Raw genomic sequence first — 20,359 nt, forward strand, 5'->3', positions numbered from 1 at the left:
CACTGATCGAGGATCGCCATGCCGCTCGTCACCAATCCGATCCTGCCCGGTTTCAACCCGGACCCTTCGATCCTGCGGGTGGGCGAAGACTATTACATCGCCACCTCGACCTTCGAGTGGTTTCCGGGCGTGCAGATTCATCACAGCACCGACCTTGCTAACTGGACGCTGATCACGCGGCCGCTCAACCGCAAGAGCCAGCTCGATATGCGCGGCAATCCAGATAGTTGCGGTGTATGGGCGCCGTGTCTAACCCATGACGGGGAAAAATTCTGGCTGGTTTATACGGACGTCAAGCGCAAGGACGGATCGTTCAAGGATACGCATAATTACGTCGTTACCGCCGCGGACATAAAGGGCCCCTGGTCCGATCCGGTCTATCTCAATTCGTCCGGCTTCGACCCCAGCCTTTTTCACGACGACGATGGGCGCAAGTGGCTCGTCAATATGCTTTGGGATCATCGCGCCCGGCCAAATATGTTTGCCGGTATCCGCCTGCAGGAATTCGACCCGGTGCGCGGCAGGCTGGTCGGCTCCGTCAAGACCATCTGGTACGGGACCGATCTCGGGCTCACCGAAGGGCCGCATCTCTACAAGCGCAATGGCTGGTACTATCTGCTGACTGCCGAGGGCGGCACCGGCTATGACCATGCGGTGACGCTGGCGCGTTCGCGGCAGATTGACGGGCCCTATGAGACCCATCCGCAGAAGCACATTTTCACCGCCAAGGACGCTCCGCTTCACCCGCTGCAGCGAACAGGACATGGTGACTGGGTCGAAACAGCGGACGGTCGCCACTTCATCGTGCATCTTGCCGGCCGGCCCATCACCCAGAAAAGACGCTGTGTCCTGGGGCGGGAGACGGCTATTCAGGAAGTGGAATGGCGGGATGACTGGTTGTGGCTCAAAAGAGGCGGCATTCTGCCCGAAGTCCGCGTGGATCTGCCAGCAAACCGGGATGGCCGTCTTGATGCACCACGCCACTACACTTTCGGCGAAGGGTTGCACAGCGACTTCCAATGGCTGCGCACGCCGGAGCCGGAGCGCATCTTTGCGGTGACGGGCGGCAAATTGCGTCTTTTTGGGCGAGAATCCGTGGGTTCATGGTTTGAACAGGCGCTCGTGGCGCGCCGGCAGACCCATTTCGACTACGATGCCGAAACTCTGGTGGAGGTCGCGCCGACCAACGAGCGCGTCATGGCAGGGCTCGTCGCCTATTATCAGCGCTACAATTTCCATTATCTCGCTATCACCGCGGACGCTGATGGCCAGCGCGAATTGCTGATCATGAGTTCGCCCAGCAGCTTCCCGGATGGCAATGTGCAGTTTCCTGCGCCGCCCGTAGTTTTGCCGCAGACCGGCGCTATCAGGCTGGCGCTTTCGGTCCGCGAAGCCGGTCTTCAATTTTTCTATGGCATCGGCGCAGACGGTCCGCTGGTTCCGGTAGGGCCGGTTCTCGACGCTTCGCTGCTGTCCGACGAGGGCGGAGCCTATGGCGTCGACGGCAGTTTTACCGGAGCCTTCGTCGGCATGGCCGCAAATGACCTGAATGGCACGGCGACACCCGCGGACTTCGCCTATTTCAACTATGTGCCGGTTCGCGCGAAGGCCTAATTTGGCAGCGACCGGCGCCGCTTCGCCTGAAGCTTCCAATTCATCGCTGTTGGTAGCGATGGCTCAATTCTAGCAAAGCAGACGAGCGAACTGGCAAGACAATTCGCCAAGCGCTGAGCGCCGACACGCCTGAGCCGGACGCCTTGCTGTCATTGGGTGAAAGCCGGAGCCTGATCGCGTTGCCGGCGGGGCGAATAGCCCATAACGCGCTTGAAGGCGGTGCTGAACGCCGCATCTGAACTATAGCCGACGTCATGGGCCACCCGCGAAACCGAACTGCCTTCCCTGCGCAGTGCCCGGTCGGCCTGCCGCATCCGCCATTCCGTCAGATATGCCAGCGGAGGAAGGCCTGCTACAGCCTTGAAATGCGTGGCAAAGGTCGTGCGCGACATCGCCGCGGCACGCGCCATCTCGGCCAGCGACCAATGGCGTGACGGATCTTCATGGATCAGCGCCAGCACCGGCACCAGCCGCGGGTCGCAGGCGGCACGCAGCCAGCCCATCTCCACCGTGTTGCCGGCGGCAAGGTGGCGGCGCAATATCTGGATCAGCAAAAGATGCGCCAGGCTGGAACAGGCCATCTCCGCACCCGGCGCCCGGCCGGCCGCTTCCTCGACAAGTTCGCCGATCAGGGCCGCCAGCCGCCCGGCGCCGCTATCGCTGGCGGTCAGGTGAATGAAATCGGGCAGGCTCTCCACCATTAGCCGTCCGCCGGCCTGGTCGGTATCGAGGTGCCCGCCCAAAAACAGGAAATCGTTACCCTCCCCGACTGGGACGATGGCCGCGCCGGCACCCCGGAACAGGTCCGCAGACGGACGCGGCGGCATCGACAGGTCGCTTGCAACCGTGAAGCCAGCATTGCGCGTGAGCAGGAAAATGTCGCCCTGCTCCAGGAGGAATGGCGGCTCGGTCCCATCCAGGGCCAGGTGGCACCGACCGCGCCCGATGACGAAAAACTTGATCTTCCTGGGAGGCTCGAAACGGATGGACCATTTGCCGCCGCCGATGAAACCGCCCGCATAGATGGTGCGGGCATCGACCAGTTCGAGAGTTTGAGACAGGGGATCACGAGGCATTTCTGAACGCAAGCGAAGAAATACGGGACTTTTGCACATTCAAAATACGCGCAACCCCCGCCATATCCAAGCCTCAAGAATGGAGAAAGCCAAAATGACCACTCCCCAGATCCCGCTCGGCTCGGGTTTTTCCGCCCACACGACCACGCTCGATGTCATCGCCGGCATCGATCTTGTGGGCAAACTCGCCATCGTCACTGGCGGATATGCGGGCCTCGGGCTTGAAGCCGCGCGCACATTGGCCGAGGCCGGCGCGCGCGTCATCGTGCCGGCGCGTGATATCGAGCGCGCCCGCCGCGCCGTCTCCGAGATCGGCGGCGGCATCGAAGTGCGGCCCATGGACCTCAACGACCCCGCCTCGATTGACAGTTTCGCCCGCGGCATCGTCAACTCCGGGCTGTCGCTGCATCTTCTCATCAACAGCGCCGGCATCATGGCCGTGCCCGAACTGACCCGCGATGCGCGCGGCAATGAGATGCAGTTCTCCACCAATCACCTGGGGCATTTCCAACTGGTGCTGCGGCTGTTGCCGGCGCTGAAGCGCGCCAATGGCGCGCGGGTGGTCTCGGTCTCGTCCATGGGCCACCGCTTCTCCGATATCGTCTGGGACGACATCAATTTTGAGACCCGTCCCTACGATCCCTGGAGCGCCTATGGCCAATCCAAAACCGCAAACATCCTGTTCGCGGTCGAACTGGATCGGCTGGGCCGTGACCACGGCATCCGCGCCTTCTCGCTGCATCCGGGCGGCATCGTCACCGGCCTTGCCAAGCATTTGTCCACCGAAAGGTTGAAGGAAATGGGCAATCTCGGTGCCGATGGCGAGCCGGTCATCGATCCGGACCGCGATATGAAATCGGTACCGCAGGGCGCCGCCACCCATATCTGGTGCGCCGTCAGCCCGCAGCTCGAAGGCAGAGGCGGTGTATTCTGTGCTAATTCGGATATTGCACCCATAGAGCAAGGCAGGACGGCACTGACGCTTGAGGGCCGTGACCGGCGCACTTCCCATGTCGCAGCCTATGCGATCGACACCGATTCAGCCCGGCGCCTCTGGACCATCAGCGAAGCCATGACCGGCATAGGGATTGAATAAATTAACCTTGAAGCCGGGGGAGCGGCGGAAACAAACGCTTCTACGCTCCCCGCCTCAGCCACGCTGTTGCGGGATGGAAATAGAGGACGGTCGCAGGAGCGCCCTCTACTCATGCGCGGCCGAGGCTCTATTTGACGCTCTTGACCGCCTCGATGAACACTTGACGGAGGCGTGAATCGTCGAAATCCCATGCAATCTCGACCGTGCCGCGGTAACCGCAAAATGCAGCGTCCGAAGAGCTTGGAACTCAGGCTAGAGCTGGTTGTGCCATCCCGGCCTTGAGATCGAGATGTTCCTTATGCACATTGGTTTTCGAGCCTTTGACGCTGAAAGCCCTGTGCTTCCGGAACTCCCGGAGAGTCCCTCTCTCCGCCACTTCTTCCCATCGATACCATCATCGGCCGGCACCCACGAAGTGCTTGCGGCTTGTCGCGCCCAAAAACGCTCTATTGCGCGCTGGTCAATGTCCCGGTGGCAAAGGCCAGCGTTGCCGCGGCCACGAAGGCGTCGCTGCGGGCCTGGGCCTGGGCGTATTGGGCTTTTAAGAGGCCTGTCTGGGTGACGCTGATATCGGCCAGCGTCCCCAGACCATTCTTGTAATAGTCTAGCGCGGCTTCATTGTTGACCTTGGCGGCGTTTACCAGCGCGCTGGCGGCGGCATAGGCGGAAAGGCTCGTGCGCAGCACGTCATAGGCCACGACGATTTCCTGCGCCGCCGCGCTTTGCAGGCGGGCAAAATCCTGTTGCGAGGCGGCGGCATTTGCCTTGGCGGCGTCGAGCCGCGCGTCGCGCATGCCCCCGTCGAAGATCGGCACGGAAATGCCCAGGAGCACGGCGGCATTGGGCTGGCTTACATCGAGCGTGGCGGTGGTGTCAAAGCGCGAATCGGTCACCGAATAGCTGCCAAAGGTGCGGTTGACCGTGCCGGTCAGCGCCACCTTGGGCAGGAACCCGGCCTCTGCGGCCAAAATGCCCTGTTCGCTGGCTTTTACCTGGGCAAAGGCCGCCTGCACGTCCGGGCGGCGTTGCAGCGAGGTGGTGATCAACTGCTCGAGGTCAGCCGGCACCTGTCGTGGCAGCGGCTTACCGCCCAGATCCTGCACTTTTATGCGGGTCGCCGGGGAAATGCCCATGGCGCCGAGGAGAGCCGAATAGGTGCTGCGCTCGCGTCCCTGCGCCAGCGTCAGGTCGAACTCGGCCTGCGCCACCTGCTGGGTGGCCTGCGCCACTTCCATCGTGGTCGCCACGCCCTGTTCCACGCGCGCCTGAGCGGCGGTCAGCACCACTTTGGCATTGTCGAGCGCGGCCGCATCGATGCGGGACTGGGCCCGTGCGGCGCTATATTGGAAATAGGCAATGCTGACCTCGTGGATCAGTGTCTGATGCGCGCCATTGAAGCCGACATTGGCGGCAAAGGACAATTGCTGCGCCGTCGCCAGCGCTGCATCGCGCTCGCCGAAATCGAAGAGCAGCCATTTGACGGCCAGCGAGGGCATGACCTGCATGCCCGACGTGGTGATGCTGCCATTGGGAATGTCCACCAGCACGCCGTCAAAACCCGGTGCGGTGGTGGAGGTAACGGCATAACCGGCCAGAACATCGGCGGTGAGGATCGGCAGATAGGCGCCCTCGGCAATGCCGGTCGCCGCTGCTGCTTCCCGCGCCCGCTGCCAGGCGGCCTGGGTCGCCGGGTTGGAAAGCTGGGCGATATTGATGAGTTCGGAGAGGCCGTAATTGCGCGCGGGGTCGAGTTGCGGCGCGGCGATCGCGATCGGCAGGCTCGGATCGGGCGTGACGGCGAAATCGCTGCCGCCCGCATTTGTCGCCGGCGCGCCGGCCGTGCCGCGATAGGGCGTCGTGGGGCTGGCCGGCGCCAGGTTGAAGGCTGAACTCGAACAGGCGGCCAGTATCAGAAGGGCACTGAAAAGGGCGGCAATACCGAAAAGCGGACGAAAAGCCATCACAGGGCCTCGAGCGTGCGGGAAAAGCCGTCTATCAGCTGGCGATAGGATCGGGCGGTCTCGGCGAGATCGCGGCGCCAGGGCGCGCGCGGCGGGGTCTTGTGCGCTAGGCGTTCAAGCCTTTGCAGGGCCTCGGTCGATCGGTGCAGCGAGAGGTTCAGCATGGTCCGGGCCTGTGGTTCAGGCGTCATGATAGCGGCGGCAGCGAGATTCAAAAACCCGGCCGTTTCTGCTTCCTGTGCAAGCGTTGCCGCTTTCACACAGCGCGGCGCGCCGAAAAGGTAGCGCTGGCGCTGACGGAGGAGCCGCAGTCGCGCCACTTCGGGCAGGGCTTTTTGCGTCGCCGCCTCGATGGCCGCGGCATGCGGCAGGATCGGCGAGACCATGCGCAGGCGGTTGGCCTCAAAATTCGAGAGCCGGCCAAGCCGCTCCGCCTCCCCCAGTCTCGGGGCGATAGCGGCAAGGCTCGTGCCGAAGGGACGCAGCGCTTCGCCGAGCTTTTTCGCCGCCTCGGAAAGATTGCGGGCAATGTTTGTGGAAACACTGGCGGGCCAGAGCCAGAGGAAAACCACTGTCACCACGACATTGCCGATCAGGATGCCGAGGATGCGGTCGGTAGCGACGTCGATGTCGAAGGCCGGCCCAAAACCTTTCAGCACGCAGAGAAAGAAGGCCAGCGCCATCTGCCAGCCCATATATTGGATAAGGCTCGACCCATTGGCCACCCAGGCGGCAATAAAACTGCCCGCGGCCACCAGGAGCAGCAAATGGCCGATATCGGTCATATGCGGCATGATGAAGATGATGCTGCCCACGCCCATGGCCGCGCCGACGAGACAGCCGATAATGCGCAATGTGGCCTTATGCAGGGTTTCCCCCGTCGTGCCGAGCGCCACGTAGAAGCAGGTGATCATGGCCGTGTGGATTTCGAACCAGCCGCCAACGGTATAGATGGCATAGGTGATGAACACCGCCAGCATGGTTTTGAGCGCGAACTGCATATAGGCGGGATTGGTAAAAGTGTCGGCCGGTTCTGCCTTTTCGGCGTTTCGTTCCGCAGGCAGGGGAAGGCTTCCGCTCCACCATCCCGCGAGTTTCTCGGCTGAGGCGGCGAGGGGCCGATTGACTGAAATATCGGCAAATGCACGCCAGCTCATGGGAAGCGCTCCGCGCTCTTCGATGGCTTTTGCCAGAAGCGCAAAACCTTGTGCCAAGGCGGGGTCGGGGCGGGCGCCAAAACTGTCGGCGAGAATGCTCCGCGCTTCGGGCGCAATAGCGGCGAGGCGCGCGGCCTCTGTCTTGGAGTGAAAGCCGAAAAGCGCGCCAAGCCTTGTATAGGACCCCGATTCACCCGCGCCTTCGGCGAGCAGTTCGGCGGCTTCTTCCCTTGCGCGGGGCTCATCCCGCAGCACGCCCGCCGCGGCGGCCAGCCGCCTTGCCGTGTAGCGCCGGGCGAGTTTTGCCGGATTGGGCCCGATCAGCGCATTGACCAGAACCAGCGTCGCCATGGGGAAAAACACTACGACCCACATCCAGCTCAGTCCGCGTGACAGCAGTTCGGGAATGGGCACGAAATCGTTGAGCGTCATCACGAAGGCGAAGACGAAGCCCACCGTGGCGGCAATCGGGCCGGCTTTGGTGGCCACCGAAAAATACATGCCGCCAAAGGTGAAGGCCGCCATGAAGAATAGCCTCAGCATGGGCTCGTCGGCAGCGATCTGCAGGAACAGAAGGCCAAGGAGAATGCCCACCGAGGCGGCAACGATCAGGGCCAGCGCAATCAGAATGCCGCTTGCCGCATTGTCGCGGCTGGCAAAGAAGATGAGATAGCAGGAGAGGGCGGCTTCGGGCACGTGCTGGCTCATCGCCAGCACCACGACGATGACGCAGCAAAGCGTCATGCGCAGCGAGGCGCCCAGCCGGCCCTCATAGGGCCGCAGCTCTTCGACAAAGAGCTCGAAAAGGCCCGGCCTAGTGCTGGTCGCCGCCATTGCCCGCTTCCGTCTCTCCGCGCACCACGACCACGGCGGAGGCACCCACGCGCATCAGGTCGGTGGGCGGCTCGTGCAGTTCCACATAGACGGGGAAGCGCTTGGCGACCTTCACCCAATTGAGCGAATTGGAAATGATCGGCAGGCCCAGAATGGTGGCGCCATCGGTCGAACGCACGCCCCAGCCGATGGCGGATATGGTGCCCGGCACGGCGAGCCGGGAATTGGCCATGACGAAGACATCGACGTTGTCGCCGACGGCAAGGTTGGGCAGTTCGGTTTCGCGGAAAAAGGCGACCGCTTCCCAATGGGACGTGTCGATCATGGCGAAAACGCTCTGGCCGGTAATGACATATTCGCCCGCCGGCATGGTCAGGCCCGAGATGATGCCGTCAAAGGGAGCGCGGATCGTCGTATTGTCGAGATCGCGCTGCGCCAGCGCCACGGTGGCCGTTGCCACATCCACCTGGGCCGAACGCGTGTCGAGCGTACCGATTACCTGGCTCGCCCCCTGGGATTGCTGCAGGGCCTGATCGAGGCTGACCAGAGCATCATTATAGGCGGTGCGCGCCTGATCGACCTGCTGGGCCGTCACAAAACCGCGCCCGAGTAGCGGCTCCAGACGCTCAAGCGTTTGCCGGGCGAGATCGGCATTGAACTGGGCGCGCTCGATCTGCTTTTGCGCGACATCGGCATTGGATTGTTCGGTGGCGATATTGCGTTCGCCCTGGGCGAGTTCGGATTGCGCGGCGGCCAGTTCGGCCTGCGCCTGTTCGAGCCGCAGGCGATAGGGCTCGGGGTCGATCTGGAACAGGATGTCGCCCTTTTTCACCGCCTGGTTGTTGGTCACCGCAATGGAAATGATGCGGCCGGGCACATTGGACGAAACCTGGATTACCGGCGCCTCGATCTCGGCGACGTCGGAGCGGGGACTGGCCTGCCCGGCGCTCCAGGCGAGATAGATCAGCACTGCCGTGCCGACAAAAACTCCATAGCCGATGATCTTGCCCAGAACCGCCCGCATCACACCACTCCCGACCATGCCATCCACAGGACGATGCCGCCGCTGATGGCGAGGCACAGATAGACCAGCGGCGGGGCCGGCAGGTGCTCGTCGATATGAAGGGCAATGAGCAGTGCCCGGATGATCACGGCAACGAAAATGCCGCCCACCGCACAGATGACCCAGGCGGGAAAGAAGGAGCCGAAAATCGGCACCGAGGGCGGGCCGCCCGTGGCGCTGCAACCCGCGAGTAAAGCGGTCACCAGAATGGCAATGCCGTATCGGCTCGACCGTGTCATATCTGTTCTGTCCTTATGCCGCGCCGGATCATGAGGTCGAGCGCGGGCCCTGGAATGCCACCAAAGCCCGCGCCCCTATCACCTTGTGAGAACGCTATTTGCCGCCGCTTTTCTTGAACTCCTCATAATATTCCTCCGCCAGCTTGCGAAGCGATTTTCCGATGGCGGCATATTGATATTCCTGCAGATTTGCGAGCGAAGCGCGGCCCGAGGGATGAAGCACGCCGAAGCCGCTGCCCGGCAGCAGAATGACCCCGGTCTCGTCGGCGACGCGGAACAGGACCTCGGTCGGGTTCTGCGTCTTCAGCACCCAATCGGCAAAGCCGTCGCCCCAGAGTTTGCGGCAGGTGCTCTCCATGTCGACCAGCGTATAATAATCGACCGAATTGGGATCGCTCTCGCGCGGCAGGCCGAGCTGGTCATAGAGCGCGGCTTCGCGCCGGCGCACCAGGGTTTTGAGCGCTTCCTTATAATCCTGCCGCGCGTCCATCATGTTGAAGAGCGAGAACAGGACCATCTGCACCTGTTGCGGTGTGGAAAGGCCCGCCGTGTGGTTGAGCGCCACGGCGCGACTATCGGCAACGAGCCGGTCGATGAATTTTATCTTGCGCGGCTCGGTGGTGAGCGTCGAGTAGCGCTCGTCGAGCTCGGTCTTGTCGGCGTCGGAGAGATTGCCGAGAGCCTTGTCGAGCACATTGTCCTTGGAAAGGGCAATGACGCCCAGCCGCCAGCCCGTCGCCCCGAAATATTTCGAGAACGAATAGACCAGGATCGTATTGTTCGGGCAGCTGGCGAAGAGCGATTTGAAATTGTCGGCAAAGGTGCCGTAGACGTCGTCGGTAAGCAGGATGAGATCGGGGCGCTTGCGCACGATTTCGGCAATGGCTGCAAGGCTTTCGTCGTTGAGCTTGACCGAGGGCGGATTGCTCGGATTGACGAGGAAGAAGGCCTTGATCGAGGGGTCTTCGAGTTTTTTCAGCTCAGAGAGCGGATATTGCCAGCCGAGATTGGGATCGGCCTCGATCAGCACCTGTTCGAGCTGATATTCGGCAAGCTCGGGGATTTCGAGATAGGGCGTGAAGATCGGGGCGCCGATGGCGATCTTGTCGCCCTTGGAGATGAGCTTGTTCTGCTTGAGCGTGTTGAAGATATAGGCCATGGCCGCGGTGCCGCCTTCAACGGCAAAGAGGTCGAAGCTTTCGTGATCCATGCCCGGGGCGCCCATTTCGCGGGCGATATATTCCTTCACCACCTCTTCGCTGAGGCGCAGCATGCGGTCGGGAACGGGGTAATTGCAGCCCAGAATGCCTTCCACCATTTCGAGGAGGAAAGCATGGGGATCAAGGCCAAGCTGGTCCCTGACATAGGACAGTGCCTTGCCCAGAAACACCACGCCGGGGCGGTCGGTATGCTGGGCAATGAACGTGTCGAAGCGCGAGATCAGCCCGTCGCTGCGCGGATAGCCCCCGACCCCTTCAGGCATGAACGAGAAGGACAGTTCGGATTCAGCGGTAGCGAAGAGGCCAAGCTGGAAGAAGGCGCGGCGCGGCAGCGTCGCGAGGAAATTGGGATTGCCGCGACCGGCATTGAGCATCAGCCTGTCGCGGTGGCTCGCGGCGAGGTTGATCAGATTGTCCTTGAGTTCGAAGGGGCTGAGCTTGGAAAACTGCGAATAGTCGACTTTTGCCATTTCATTATTCCTTCAATATTTCAGTCAGCAGCGCTCGATGTCACGCAAAGGCGACGATCAAGGGCCCGAGCAGGGTGAGGAAGACGTTCGCCAGCGCATAGGTGATGGCGAAAGGCACGGTGGGGATGGAATTGCCGGCTTTGCCGAGCACTTCGCCAAAGGCGGGATTGGCGCTGCGCGAGCCGGAAAGCGCACCGGCAAAGACGGCCGCATTGTCGTAGCGCAGCACATAGCGGCCGAAGAGCATGGTGAGCAGCAGCGGCACCAGCGTCACGACGACGCCGATGAGGAACAGCGACAAGCCGCTCTGGGCGATAGTCTCGATAGCCTGCAAACCGGACTGCAGGCCAACCGCCGCCACGAAACCGGCAAGGCCGAGATCCTTGAGCAGTTGGGAAGCCGGCAGGGGCATATTGCCCATGGTCTGGTGCCGGCTGCGCAGCCAGCCGAAGAGCAGACCCGACAAAAGGGCGCCGCCGCCGGCCCCGAGTGTCAGCGGAATGCCGGAGATGCGGATGACGATGAGGCCGATAAGGAGGCCCACGACCAGACCTGCGCCATGAAAGATCCAGTCGGTCTTGATGCTGATCGGCAGCGGCACGCCCGCCTCGGTGACGACGCGCTTGATGTCCTGGTCGGTACCATAGACGGTGACGACGTCTCCGGCCTGGATGGCCGTCGCGTCCGCCAGGGCCACGCTATCGCCTTCGCGCTTGATGCCGATGACGAAGATGCCGTGCCTGAGGAGCGGTGAAGTCGACGCCTTGATCTCCCCGAGGGTCCGGTTGGCATAGGCCGCATTGCGCAGCACCACGTCCTCGGTAAGCATGACGAGGTCCATGCCGGGGGCAGATTGCAGCTCTGCGCCAATCGTGTCCGAAAGCGCCACGACGCCTGGCCGGCGCCCGACGATGAGGACAATGTCGCCTTCTCGAAGCACCGTATCGGGCGTCACATCCACCGGATGATCTTTGCGCTTGAGCCGTTCCACAGTGATGGTATTGGCGCCCGCGGAAGCCTCGATGGCGGCGACCGTCTTGCCGGCGGCAGCGCCGACCTTATAGATGCGACCGACGATTTCGGGCATGGCGGGCTCCTGCCCCGGCCCGAAGGCAATGGCACCCTTGAGGCGCTCGGCCTCGGCCTTGATGGCATCGTCGGCTATGCCCTTGCCCATGAAGCGGGGCAGGATATTGACGCAGACGATGATGGCGCCGAGCGAGCCGAAAATATAGGTGACGGCATAGCCGATGGCGACATTGGCCTGGAGGCGCTGCGCCTCGTCGGCGGCAAGACCCAGGCGCGAAATCGCATCGCCTGCCGTGCCGATAATGGCCGATTGCGTCATGCCGCCCGCAGCAAGGCCCGCCGCCATGCCCTTGTCGAGCCCAAAAAGCTTGGCCATGACGAGAACCGTTGCCAGCCCGATCACCGCCATGAACAGGGCCAGAAAGATTTCGCGCAGCGATTGCGGCCCGAGCGACTTGAAGAATTGCGGGCCGCTTTCAAAGCCCACGGCATAGATGAACAGCGCGAAGAGGATGGATTTTACGCCATTATCCACCGGCACGCCGACAAGGCTGAGCAGCACCGCCACCAGCAGCGAGCCGGCGACCCCGCCGAGTTGGAATTTGCCGATCTGGAACTGACCGATCCAGAACCCGACGGCGAGCGAGAGAAAGAGCAATATTTCGGGCGAGTGCCCTACCTGCTCCTTGATCCATTCCATGGTGGCCTCCTGTTGATGGATAAGTGCGATTGAACCGGTGAAATGCCTCGCTATTGCAAGGCCGACGCCATGCCGACGACAACTGGTCCCATCAGGGGCAGCAGCACGTTAGAAATGGCATAGGTGACGGTGTAACCGATGACCGGGATCCCGCTTTTGGATTGGGAAACCAGGGCCGTGATGGCCGGCGTGGAACAGTGCTGGCCGGCAATGGCGCCGAGCAGGATCGGCGCTTCGATCTTCATGAGCTTCCAGCCGACAAACAGCGAAACCAGCGCTGGAATGCCCGAGACCAGGAGCCCCAGAAGCGGCAATTGCAGCCCATATTCGGCAATCAGGCGAATGGCATCGGGGCCGGCCGCAAGGCCGACACAGGCGATGAAGGCGGAAAGCCCAAAGTCCTTCATGAATTCCACGGCCGGCACGGGCAGGGTGCCATGGCGCGGGAAGTGCATATGCAGCCAGCCAAAGACCAGACCTGCAATCAGCGCCCCGCCGCCGGTACCCAGCGTCAGATCGAGCGCTCCGGCCTTGAAACTCAGGCCGCCGATAAAAAGCCCCACCACGATGCCGAGACCAAGAAAGACGAAATCGGTCTGATCGGTCGGGGGCAGCTTATTGCCCAGTTCCTTGGCGGCCCGGGTGACAGCCTCCTCGGTGCCATAAAGGGTGAGGATATCGCCCTGCTGCAACACTGTCCCCGGCAGCACCGGAATGGCATGGTCGAGCCGGCGAATGCCGGAGATGAACACGCCGCGTTGCATTTCGGTGCCGGCGGCGCGGCGCAACTGGCTGACGCTGAGCCCGAAGGCATCCTTGCGCATCAGCACCAGGTCGAGCGAAGTGATCGGCACATTGCTGCCATTGGGCACCGGCACTTCCTCGCCGAGCTTGTCCTGCGCGGTAATGACGGATTGGCGGCGGCCGAGGAGGAAGACGATGTCGTCGGCCTCGATGACGGTATCGCGCGTCGCTTCGATAATATCGCGGCCGCGCTTGAGGCGTTCGATGGTCACGAAATTGTGGCGGCTGCGCTCGAAGTCACCCACCGTGCTGCCGGCAACGGAACCGGCGCGAAAGGCACGTCCGACGAGCGAAGGCAGCCCAGGCTCATATTCTTCGCTATCCCCCGAGCCCAGCTTCTCCCCGAGTTTTCGCGCTTCTTCCTCGAGATCGACCTTGAGGATCAGCGGCGCGATCTGGGTGATGAAGACGACGATGGCGACGAGGCCGAAAATATAGGTGACGCTATAGGCGGTGGCGAGATTGGCTTGCAGCCGCGCCGCTTCCAGCCCGAAATGGGAGATCGCCTCGGCGGCGGTGCCGAGAACGGCAGATTCGGTGGCCGACCCGGCAAAGAGGCCCGCCGCCGTACCGGGATCGAAGCCGAACAGCACCGTGGCCATGGCAACCAGCGCAAGAACGGTCACCACCTCGATGATCGAGAAGATGCCATAGCGCCAGCCGGAGCGAATATTGACGAAGAACTGTGGCCCTGCCGAAAAGCCCAGCGCGAAGATGAATAGCGCGAAAGCAGTATTCTTGAGGTCGTTGCTGACCGAAACGCCCAATTGGCCGATGGCCAGCGCGACAAAGAGCGTGCCGCAGACACCGCCAAGCTGAACGGGGCCTATCCGCAACCGCCCAATCAGGTGTCCTAGTGCAATGGATAAGAAAAGCGCCGCCGTGGCGTTAGTAAGCAGACCCATAAATCAACTCGATAAGAATTGAATTTAAACACTGGCAGCGATGAATTTTATTCTCACATTTAACTCACATTGCCACTCAATCCAGAATAGATCAATGACCTGCTTTTTAGGCAAAGTTGATTGAGTGGTTTTGCTGGGATCGTGGCAAGAATATCTACCATACAACTTGAGACAGTCGTGTTGTCTTACTTGGCAAAGGAAGCGTTGTGCCGGGCGCGTCCTGGCTCAGCTCATCCGCCCGTAAAAGCTCTCTGGTCGGCTCGATCCATCAAGGCTGAACCTGTGGTCTGCCGGCGGATGCGCCCGCTGGCCGCATTCCATGCGCGGGCAGGTGCGGCACCCGACGCCCACCGGCACGGCCTGACCCTCGCCAAACACATCCAGGCCATCGGCATAGACCATGTCCCGCGCATGATGTGCCGAGCAGCCAAGCCCGATGGAGAGATAGCTTTTGGGCGCATTGTAGCGATAGCCGCCCTTGATGATGGTGCGGGCAATGCAGAAATAGCGCTGCCCATCGGGCATCTGGCTGACCTGCACATGAATGCGCTCGGGCGCCATAAAAGCCTCATAGACATTCCAGCGCGGGCACGCCCCCGAATGGCGCGGAATGTGAATGCCCGAGAGCGAAAAGCGTTTTGAAATATTCCCGGCAATATCGGTGCGCACCAGATGCAGCGGAATGCCCTGCGCCCCCTTGCGCTGCAGCGTCGTCATGCGGTGGCAGACCTGCTCAAAACTCGCCGCAAAGCGTCGCCCGATCCGCTCGATGTCATAGCGATGGTCGCGGCACGCTTTCAAAAACGGCTCATAGGGCATGATCAGCGCCCCGGCGAAATAAGCCGCCAGGACGTTTCGCGCCAAAGCCGGCGCATCGCCTTCCGACAGATTTGCGGCATCGATGATCGCCTCGATCTCGGCTCCGGCCGCCAGTTCGCCGAGATGATGGGCCAGCAAAAACTGCGCAGTTTCGCTCGGCAGCAGGTCGGAAATCAAAATAGTCCGCCCCGATGGATCGCGCTGCCTTGCAATACCATGCGGCAATGACGCCAGCCGCACCTCCTGCCCAAAGACATTGAACAGATAGGCTTTCAGCCCGCTCTCAAAACTATCGCCAAAATTGTCAATGTCGCTGCGAATGCGCTCCGCCGCCGCTTCCAGCGCCGGAAAGTGATTGGCGCTCTCCTGCAGGAAATCGGAAATGGCGTCGGTCGCCATGTGAAAAGGCGGCTCCGCCAAATCGGTCTTTTGCGTCCCAGCACTCCCCAGCAGCCGATAGCGATCGTAAAGCCGCAAAACCGCCCGCGCCGCCGCGGGGTTTGATTGCGCGAGATCGCGGATTTCCAGATTAGTGATGTCGCTATCGGCAAAAAGGTCGTCGCCAAAAGCCTCCATCAGGTCGCCGACCAGCCGCCCCTCGTCGCTGTCCACCAGTTCGCCCGGCTCGACGCCCAATTGCCCGGCCAGCGAGAAGAGCAAAGCGACCGTCACCTTGCGGCGATTGTGCTCGATGAGGTTGAGATAGCTCGCCGAAATCCCCAGCGCTTGCGCGAGGTCCGCCTGCGACAGTTTTTTCTGCCGGCGCAGCCGCTTGATGCGACCGCCGATCTGCATTTCGGCCTCGGCAACCATCGTTTCCTCCGCGCCTGTCTTTACAGACTTTACAATTCACAGCATCAAAATTGACTGCGATTGACGGCTTTACTGGCTGATTTCGGGTCTATTCTTGCCTTCTGCGCAGAATTGTCAAATCTTTACATCATCCAGCCAAGAGGAGTTCTGGAGATGAGCCCCAGCGTCAGCGAACGCGAAGAATATCTGACCATCATCGCCCCCAGCGCCCATGAAGCCATGGCCCAGTTCAAGGCGCGCGGCCTCGACGAACAAGGCTATGCCATTGCCGGCAAGATCGGCCGCCACCAGTTCGCCCTGGTCAGTGGCGCCGACAGCACCGAACTGTTCTCCGGCGGCGGCATGTTCGCCGCCACCTTCAGCCGCAAGGTCCCCGCCTAACACCCCACCATCCCGAACATGCCAGAGCCCGCTTCGCGGGACCGGCGAAGCCATGTCCAAATGAGGAGATCGACATGCTCGACAAGCCCAGCCAACCCGAACAGTTTCCAGCACCCGACTATGCGCCCGATCGCTGGAAGACCATTTCCCGCACCTTTTCTCGCGCCGATGTTGCGCGGCTTTCCGGCTCCCTGCCGATCCGCCATACGCTGGCGGAAAATGGCGCCCGCCGCCTTTGGGAGCTGCTGCACAGCCAGGATTTCGTGCCCACTCTCGGCACTTTCACCGGCAATCAGGCGGTGCAGCAGGTGAAAGCCGGGCTGCAGGCCATTTATCTTTCGGGCTGGCAGGTCGCGGCCGACGCCAATTCGTCGGGAAACATGTATCCCGACCAATCGCTCTATCCCGTCGACAGCGTCCCCGCTGTGGTCCGTCGCATCAACAAGGCGCTACAGCGCGCCGACCAGATCCAGAGCATGGAACAGGCTGACGGGATCGCCACTACCGATCTCGACTTCTTCGTCCCCATCATCGCCGATGCCGAAGCCGGTTTTGGTGGTGCCCTCAATGCATTTGAGTTGATGAAATCAATGATCGAAGCCGGCGCCGCCGCCGTGCATTTCGAGGATCAGCTTGCTTCGGAAAAGAAGTGCGGCCACCTCGGCGGCAAGGTGCTGGTGCCCACCAGCCAATTCATCCGCACCCTCAACGCTGCCCGGCTCGCCGCCGATGTCATGGATGTGCCGACCCTGATCATGGCCCGGACCGATGCGGAGGCCGCGCGGCTCATCACCTCGGATATCGACGACTACGACAAGCCGTTTGTGACGGGAGAGCGCACCCCCGAAGGATTTTATCGCCTCAAGGGCGGCATCGACGCCGCTATCGCCCGCGGCATCGCCTATGCGCCCTATGCCGATCTCATCTGGTGCGAAACCAGCAAGCCCGATCTGGCCGAGGCTAAAAAATTCGCCGAGGCCGTCCGAAAAGTCCATCCGGAGCAGATGCTGGCCTATAATTGCTCGCCGAGTTTTAATTGGGCGCGCCATATGGACGAAGCCGCCATGGCCAGTTTCCAGAGCGAAATCGCCGCCATGGGCTACAAATACCAGTTCATTACCCTGGCCGGGTTTCATAATCTCAGCCTAACCACCTTCGAGCTGGCCCGCGCCTACAAGGCCGATGGCATGGCCGGCTATTCTCGCCTGCAACAAGCCGAATTCGCCGCCGAAGCCCACGGTTTTTCGGCCGTCCGCCACCAACGCGAAGTGGGCACCAGCTATTTCGACGCCGTCTCCCTCGCCGTGAGCGAAGGCAAGAGCGCCACCACGGCCATGGGTGAATCGACGGAGACGGCGCAGTTCCATTGACGCCGGTCAGCCCTAACCTCCCCTCCGTCGTCACCACCGGGCGTGTCCTAGTGGTCCATGCCTCCCGAGATGGATTGCCGGGACGAGCCCGGCATGACGACTGGGGAGGGGCGCTCTTCGGCGCAACTGCTGCACCAAGGTGTTATCCGCTATTTGCGAAGCGCCAGCACGGTATTGCCTTCCGGGTCCACCAGCCGCAGCCCCCCATCCGGCAGGCTTTCAAAGCGACTGACCTCTTCGAGCGCTGCGAGGAACTTTTGCTCCTGCTCCATGAGCCCGTCGAGGCAGGCCATCATGGTCGCGCCACCGGGCGACAGCGTCAGGCCTTCGCCGGTCAGGGTAAAGCCGCCAAAGAAGCGGTTGCAGGAGGCATTGCCGTGCATGCTGCCGTCGAGCTCAAAGCCGATGGAGGTTTCCGACGCGGCGATGACCGGCGTCCCGGAAATCTCCTCGACCTTCCAGTCCCCAATGAGCAGGCTGAGCGGATCGCCGCCGCAGCCGACCAGCGCCCTCTCGCCAATCGTCATCACCACGGCCTTGGGAAAAGGCATGCCCGACATATTGTCGGTGCAGATCTTGTCGATGGCGACCAGGGTCACTGCCTTCTCGCCTGCCGTGCCCGTATAGACCTCAATGTCTTCTGCGCGCACCGGCTCCGCCAGGGGCTCGATGGTAAAGGTTTCGCCCTCCATGGTGGAGAACGTGATCGCGGTATCGCTGACCTCCACGTGCCATCCGGGCTCATTGCCGCGCGCCGTCCAGCTCGCCGCTTGCGCTGCCCCGCCCAGTAGCGTCAGCGAGGCAATGGCCAGTATCGATCCGGTCCTCAAAAAGCGATGAAATCCCTTGGTCATGGGCAACTCCCGAAAATCAGGTTGGTGGAAAAGGAGGCCGGACGAGAGCCGGCCCCAAAAATCATTCGATGATCTGGTCGCCCCCTTCCGGCGTCGTGCTGTCGAAGAGGAAGGAGAGGATGATCATCCCTTCTTCACAGGTGGCGTCGGTCCGTCGCGCCAGCACCTCGCCGCTCCGAGGCGCGGTATATTCGGCGACGATCTCGCCAAAAGTATTGCGCTGGATGGCGACCTTCTGTCCCGCTTCCACCTTCTCCTTGAGTTCGACCAGCAGTTCGACGAAGCCGCCATGGGTGGTGATGACGGGCGCCATGGCATCGCCGATGACAACGCCGCTGTCCTTGCCCGTTCGCCCGATCTCCCCGGCAATCACCCCGTGATGTTTTAGGACGTTCATCGTGCCCTCGACGAAGAGCGGGATCATCTCGTGGTCGAAGATGCGGGGGCGGCCGATTTCCGGCGTGAAAGAGGGAATGCCGACATCGATCAGCGCATTGGGCAAAATGCTGGGATAGGCCACATTGTCGAAGATGTGGTCGATTGGATAGAGCTCGGCCATCTCCCGCACTTCGGGCAGCTCCATCCGCGCCAGATGGAAGGACGTGGCGTCCATTCCCGTGGCGGCTGTGTGGAAGTCGATGGCATAGTCGAGATTGTTCCGCAGCAACCGGTTGAAGACCAGGCCTGCATGGCGCACCGGCGCATCGGGCGCGTTTTCATTGCCCGGGAACAGGCGGTTCATGTCGATCAGGTCCATGCCGCGCCCCGAATTGTGCCAGCGGCGGGTCATGTCTTCTACAGCCGGCCGCGACAGGTCGTAGACGGCCAGCACGCTGCCCGACATTGCGGCAGGGTCGAGTTCGGCCATCACGGTCTGGATGGTGTGGATGGGGCTCATTTCGTCCCCATGTACGCCGCTGATGAGGCCCACGCGCTTGCCCGGCTTTTCGCCCTTGATCACGGCAACGGACACATACCAATGCTGCCCGGTGGGCATCTGCACGCCCTGGAAATAGAAAAAGTGTCGGCCTGGCTCCAGCGTTTCGATATCGAGCGCGGAGATCACCTTTTTGCCGCTGATGATGTCGCCGGTAAAGACCGTGCCGCCTTCGTTTTTCGGCGTCGCGGCGTCCTGGGCCAAAGCTGGCCCCGACATCAGAGCGGCCGCGGCGCCGACGGCGCCCAGCGAGGCAATCATGAAGTTGCGACGATCAAATCCCTCTTCGTGATCACTGTTCATGAATCTCTTCTCCTTGAAACCGCATCTCGGTTTTAGCTAATCCAAGAAGGAGGCCCCGGGAAAGGATCGCCCGAGGCGGCTTTGCAAATAGGGACATAGAGTAAAGCGGTGGGACGCTATGCACATCAAAAGTGCCCTACCCATTGGCTAAGATTACCCGGAGCAGGAATGGCTACTCACCATTTAGAGGAGGGCGCTCTCGTGAAAGGCTTTAATTTCAAACTACTTTTTTCCGCCGTCATACTTGTTGCCGGTTTCGGCTCCTCCATTCAGGCGCAGGATATCGCGCCGCTGGTCATGGTGCCCGATCATCCCGGCGGCGTTTCCGTCAATGGCTGCTTTCGATCCAATGAAACCCTCTTCGGTCCCTATCGCGTGACCTTCTGTTTTGACCGGCGCGGCTCGTTCCAGGTGCGCGGCGGAGGCACCAGGTGCGATGGCCGCATGGACTGGCATACCTCGGGCCGCGATATTTTCATGGATCTTCACCGCACCTCCTGCGGTCGCCGCCAGGCCTGGGAAGCCGCCTCGGTCGATTGCCGGCCGCTCGGGTTTTTGGGCAATCTCGGCCGCGTCATCGTCGGCGATACGCCGCGCATAAGAACGCTGCGCTGCACCTATCATCCGACCGTACCGGGCGTGTCGCGCCGGAATTTCACGGCAACGCGGATCTAGGCCTTCTGCCGACCCCCCGGCGCCCGATCGCCACCCCCG

16 protein-coding genes are annotated in these 20,359 nt (G+C 61.8%); 5 read left to right on the forward strand and 11 right to left on the reverse strand.

The genetic code is table 11. The features are described from left to right. The first annotated feature begins 18 nt into the window (after positions 1-18). Positions 19-1,614 carry a glycoside hydrolase family 43 protein gene (locus J7557_RS08975; protein ID WP_291419445.1) on the forward strand — a complete coding sequence of 532 codons (1,596 nt, stop codon included), beginning with the start codon at positions 19-21 and terminating at the stop codon, positions 1,612-1,614. Positions 1,615-1,763: 149 nt separating this feature from the next. Here the strand turns inward: J7557_RS08975 and J7557_RS08980 are convergent, their stop codons facing one another. Beyond that, entirely contained in the window at positions 1,764-2,690 is a 927-nt protein-coding gene (locus J7557_RS08980; protein WP_291419447.1) for an AraC family transcriptional regulator, read from the reverse strand. A 94-nt stretch (positions 2,691-2,784) separates the two neighbouring features. On the opposite strand from J7557_RS08980, the gene J7557_RS08985 reads away from it, so the two are divergent. Further along, on the forward strand, positions 2,785-3,786 hold the full coding sequence (locus J7557_RS08985; protein WP_291419449.1) for an oxidoreductase: 1,002 nt from the start codon (positions 2,785-2,787) through the stop codon (positions 3,784-3,786). Positions 3,787-4,232: 446 nt separating this feature from the next. On the opposite strand, the gene J7557_RS08990 is transcribed toward J7557_RS08985, so the two are convergent. The 8 genes from J7557_RS08990 to J7557_RS09025 all read right to left on the reverse strand — a co-directional run bounded on the left by J7557_RS08990 (position 4,233) and on the right by J7557_RS09025 (position 15,800). Continuing rightward, positions 4,233-5,747, reverse strand: a complete 1,515-nt coding sequence (locus J7557_RS08990) for a TolC family protein (RefSeq protein ID WP_291419451.1) — start codon at positions 5,745-5,747, stop codon at positions 4,233-4,235. Next, complete coding sequence (locus tag J7557_RS08995) at positions 5,747-7,738, reverse strand: FUSC family protein (RefSeq protein ID WP_291419453.1); 1,992 nt, start codon at positions 7,736-7,738, stop codon at positions 5,747-5,749. Before J7557_RS08995 ends, J7557_RS08990 begins: the two co-directional genes overlap by 1 nt. Further along, positions 7,719-8,762, reverse strand: a complete 1,044-nt coding sequence (gene mdtN / locus J7557_RS09000; RefSeq protein WP_291419455.1) for a multidrug transporter subunit MdtN — start codon at positions 8,760-8,762, stop codon at positions 7,719-7,721. Before mdtN ends, J7557_RS08995 begins: the two co-directional genes overlap by 20 nt. Next, complete coding sequence (locus J7557_RS09005) at positions 8,762-9,040, reverse strand: YtcA family lipoprotein (protein WP_291419457.1); 279 nt, start codon at positions 9,038-9,040, stop codon at positions 8,762-8,764. Before J7557_RS09005 ends, mdtN begins: the two co-directional genes overlap by 1 nt. A 94-nt stretch (positions 9,041-9,134) precedes the next feature. Beyond that, entirely contained in the window at positions 9,135-10,730 is a 1,596-nt protein-coding gene (locus tag J7557_RS09010) for a bifunctional aspartate transaminase/aspartate 4-decarboxylase (RefSeq protein ID WP_291419459.1), read from the reverse strand. Positions 10,731-10,770: 40 nt separating this feature from the next. Beyond that, positions 10,771-12,459, reverse strand: coding sequence for an aspartate-alanine antiporter (gene aspT, locus J7557_RS09015; RefSeq protein WP_291419461.1), 1,689 nt, complete (start codon positions 12,457-12,459; stop codon positions 10,771-10,773). A 50-nt stretch (positions 12,460-12,509) separates the two neighbouring features. Continuing rightward, positions 12,510-14,168 (reverse strand): aspartate-alanine antiporter, encoded by a 1,659-nt coding sequence (aspT, locus tag J7557_RS09020; RefSeq protein WP_291419463.1) that lies wholly within the window; start codon positions 14,166-14,168, stop codon positions 12,510-12,512. A gap of 225 nt (positions 14,169-14,393) precedes the next feature. After that, a complete protein-coding gene (locus J7557_RS09025; protein WP_291419465.1) occupies positions 14,394-15,800 on the reverse strand; it encodes a short-chain fatty acyl-CoA regulator family protein in 1,407 nt (468 codons plus the stop codon). A 153-nt stretch (positions 15,801-15,953) separates the two neighbouring features. On the opposite strand from J7557_RS09025, the gene J7557_RS09030 reads away from it, so the two are divergent. Continuing rightward, a complete protein-coding gene (locus J7557_RS09030; protein WP_291419467.1) occupies positions 15,954-16,181 on the forward strand; it encodes a hypothetical protein in 228 nt (75 codons plus the stop codon). A 74-nt stretch (positions 16,182-16,255) separates the two neighbouring features. Beyond that, the gene (aceA, locus tag J7557_RS09035; RefSeq protein ID WP_291419469.1) at positions 16,256-17,551 is read left to right on the forward strand and encodes an isocitrate lyase; all 1,296 of its coding nucleotides are present in this window, start codon (positions 16,256-16,258) and stop codon (positions 17,549-17,551) included. 149 nt (positions 17,552-17,700) lie between these two features. On the opposite strand, the gene J7557_RS09040 is transcribed toward aceA, so the two are convergent. Together J7557_RS09040 and J7557_RS09045 are read right to left on the reverse strand one after the other, a co-directional pair. Continuing rightward, positions 17,701-18,405 carry an META domain-containing protein gene (locus J7557_RS09040; RefSeq protein WP_291419471.1) on the reverse strand — a complete coding sequence of 235 codons (705 nt, stop codon included), beginning with the start codon at positions 18,403-18,405 and terminating at the stop codon, positions 17,701-17,703. 61 nt (positions 18,406-18,466) lie between these two features. After that, positions 18,467-19,645 (reverse strand): succinylglutamate desuccinylase/aspartoacylase family protein, encoded by a 1,179-nt coding sequence (locus tag J7557_RS09045; protein WP_291419473.1) that lies wholly within the window; start codon positions 19,643-19,645, stop codon positions 18,467-18,469. 201 nt (positions 19,646-19,846) lie between these two features. On the opposite strand from J7557_RS09045, the gene J7557_RS09050 reads away from it, so the two are divergent. Then, positions 19,847-20,320 carry a hypothetical protein gene (locus tag J7557_RS09050; RefSeq protein WP_291419474.1) on the forward strand — a complete coding sequence of 158 codons (474 nt, stop codon included), beginning with the start codon at positions 19,847-19,849 and terminating at the stop codon, positions 20,318-20,320. Positions 20,321-20,359: the final 39 nt, after the last annotated feature.

Source organism: Devosia sp., from assembly GCF_017744655.1.
Lineage (GTDB): Bacteria > Pseudomonadota > Alphaproteobacteria > Rhizobiales > Devosiaceae > Devosia.

Excerpts from the sequence above, each read along its gene's own strand:
- J7557_RS08975 (WP_291419445.1), top strand. The coding sequence starts at position 19 with ATGCCGCTCGTCACCAATCCGATCCTGCCCGGTTTCAACCCGGACCCT.
- J7557_RS08980 (WP_291419447.1), bottom strand. The coding sequence starts at position 2,690 with ATGCCTCGTGATCCCCTGTCTCAAACTCTCGAACTGGTCGATGCCCGC.
- J7557_RS08985 (WP_291419449.1), top strand. The coding sequence starts at position 2,785 with ATGACCACTCCCCAGATCCCGCTCGGCTCGGGTTTTTCCGCCCACACG.
- J7557_RS08990 (WP_291419451.1), bottom strand. The coding sequence starts at position 5,747 with ATGGCTTTTCGTCCGCTTTTCGGTATTGCCGCCCTTTTCAGTGCCCTT.
- J7557_RS08995 (WP_291419453.1), bottom strand. The coding sequence starts at position 7,738 with ATGGCGGCGACCAGCACTAGGCCGGGCCTTTTCGAGCTCTTTGTCGAA.
- mdtN (WP_291419455.1), bottom strand. The coding sequence starts at position 8,762 with ATGCGGGCGGTTCTGGGCAAGATCATCGGCTATGGAGTTTTTGTCGGC.
- J7557_RS09005 (WP_291419457.1), bottom strand. The coding sequence starts at position 9,040 with ATGACACGGTCGAGCCGATACGGCATTGCCATTCTGGTGACCGCTTTA.
- J7557_RS09010 (WP_291419459.1), bottom strand. The coding sequence starts at position 10,730 with ATGGCAAAAGTCGACTATTCGCAGTTTTCCAAGCTCAGCCCCTTCGAA.
- aspT (WP_291419461.1), bottom strand. The coding sequence starts at position 12,459 with ATGGAATGGATCAAGGAGCAGGTAGGGCACTCGCCCGAAATATTGCTC.
- aspT (WP_291419463.1), bottom strand. The coding sequence starts at position 14,168 with ATGGGTCTGCTTACTAACGCCACGGCGGCGCTTTTCTTATCCATTGCA.
- J7557_RS09025 (WP_291419465.1), bottom strand. The coding sequence starts at position 15,800 with ATGGTTGCCGAGGCCGAAATGCAGATCGGCGGTCGCATCAAGCGGCTG.
- J7557_RS09030 (WP_291419467.1), top strand. The coding sequence starts at position 15,954 with ATGAGCCCCAGCGTCAGCGAACGCGAAGAATATCTGACCATCATCGCC.
- aceA (WP_291419469.1), top strand. The coding sequence starts at position 16,256 with ATGCTCGACAAGCCCAGCCAACCCGAACAGTTTCCAGCACCCGACTAT.
- J7557_RS09040 (WP_291419471.1), bottom strand. The coding sequence starts at position 18,405 with ATGACCAAGGGATTTCATCGCTTTTTGAGGACCGGATCGATACTGGCC.
- J7557_RS09045 (WP_291419473.1), bottom strand. The coding sequence starts at position 19,645 with ATGAACAGTGATCACGAAGAGGGATTTGATCGTCGCAACTTCATGATT.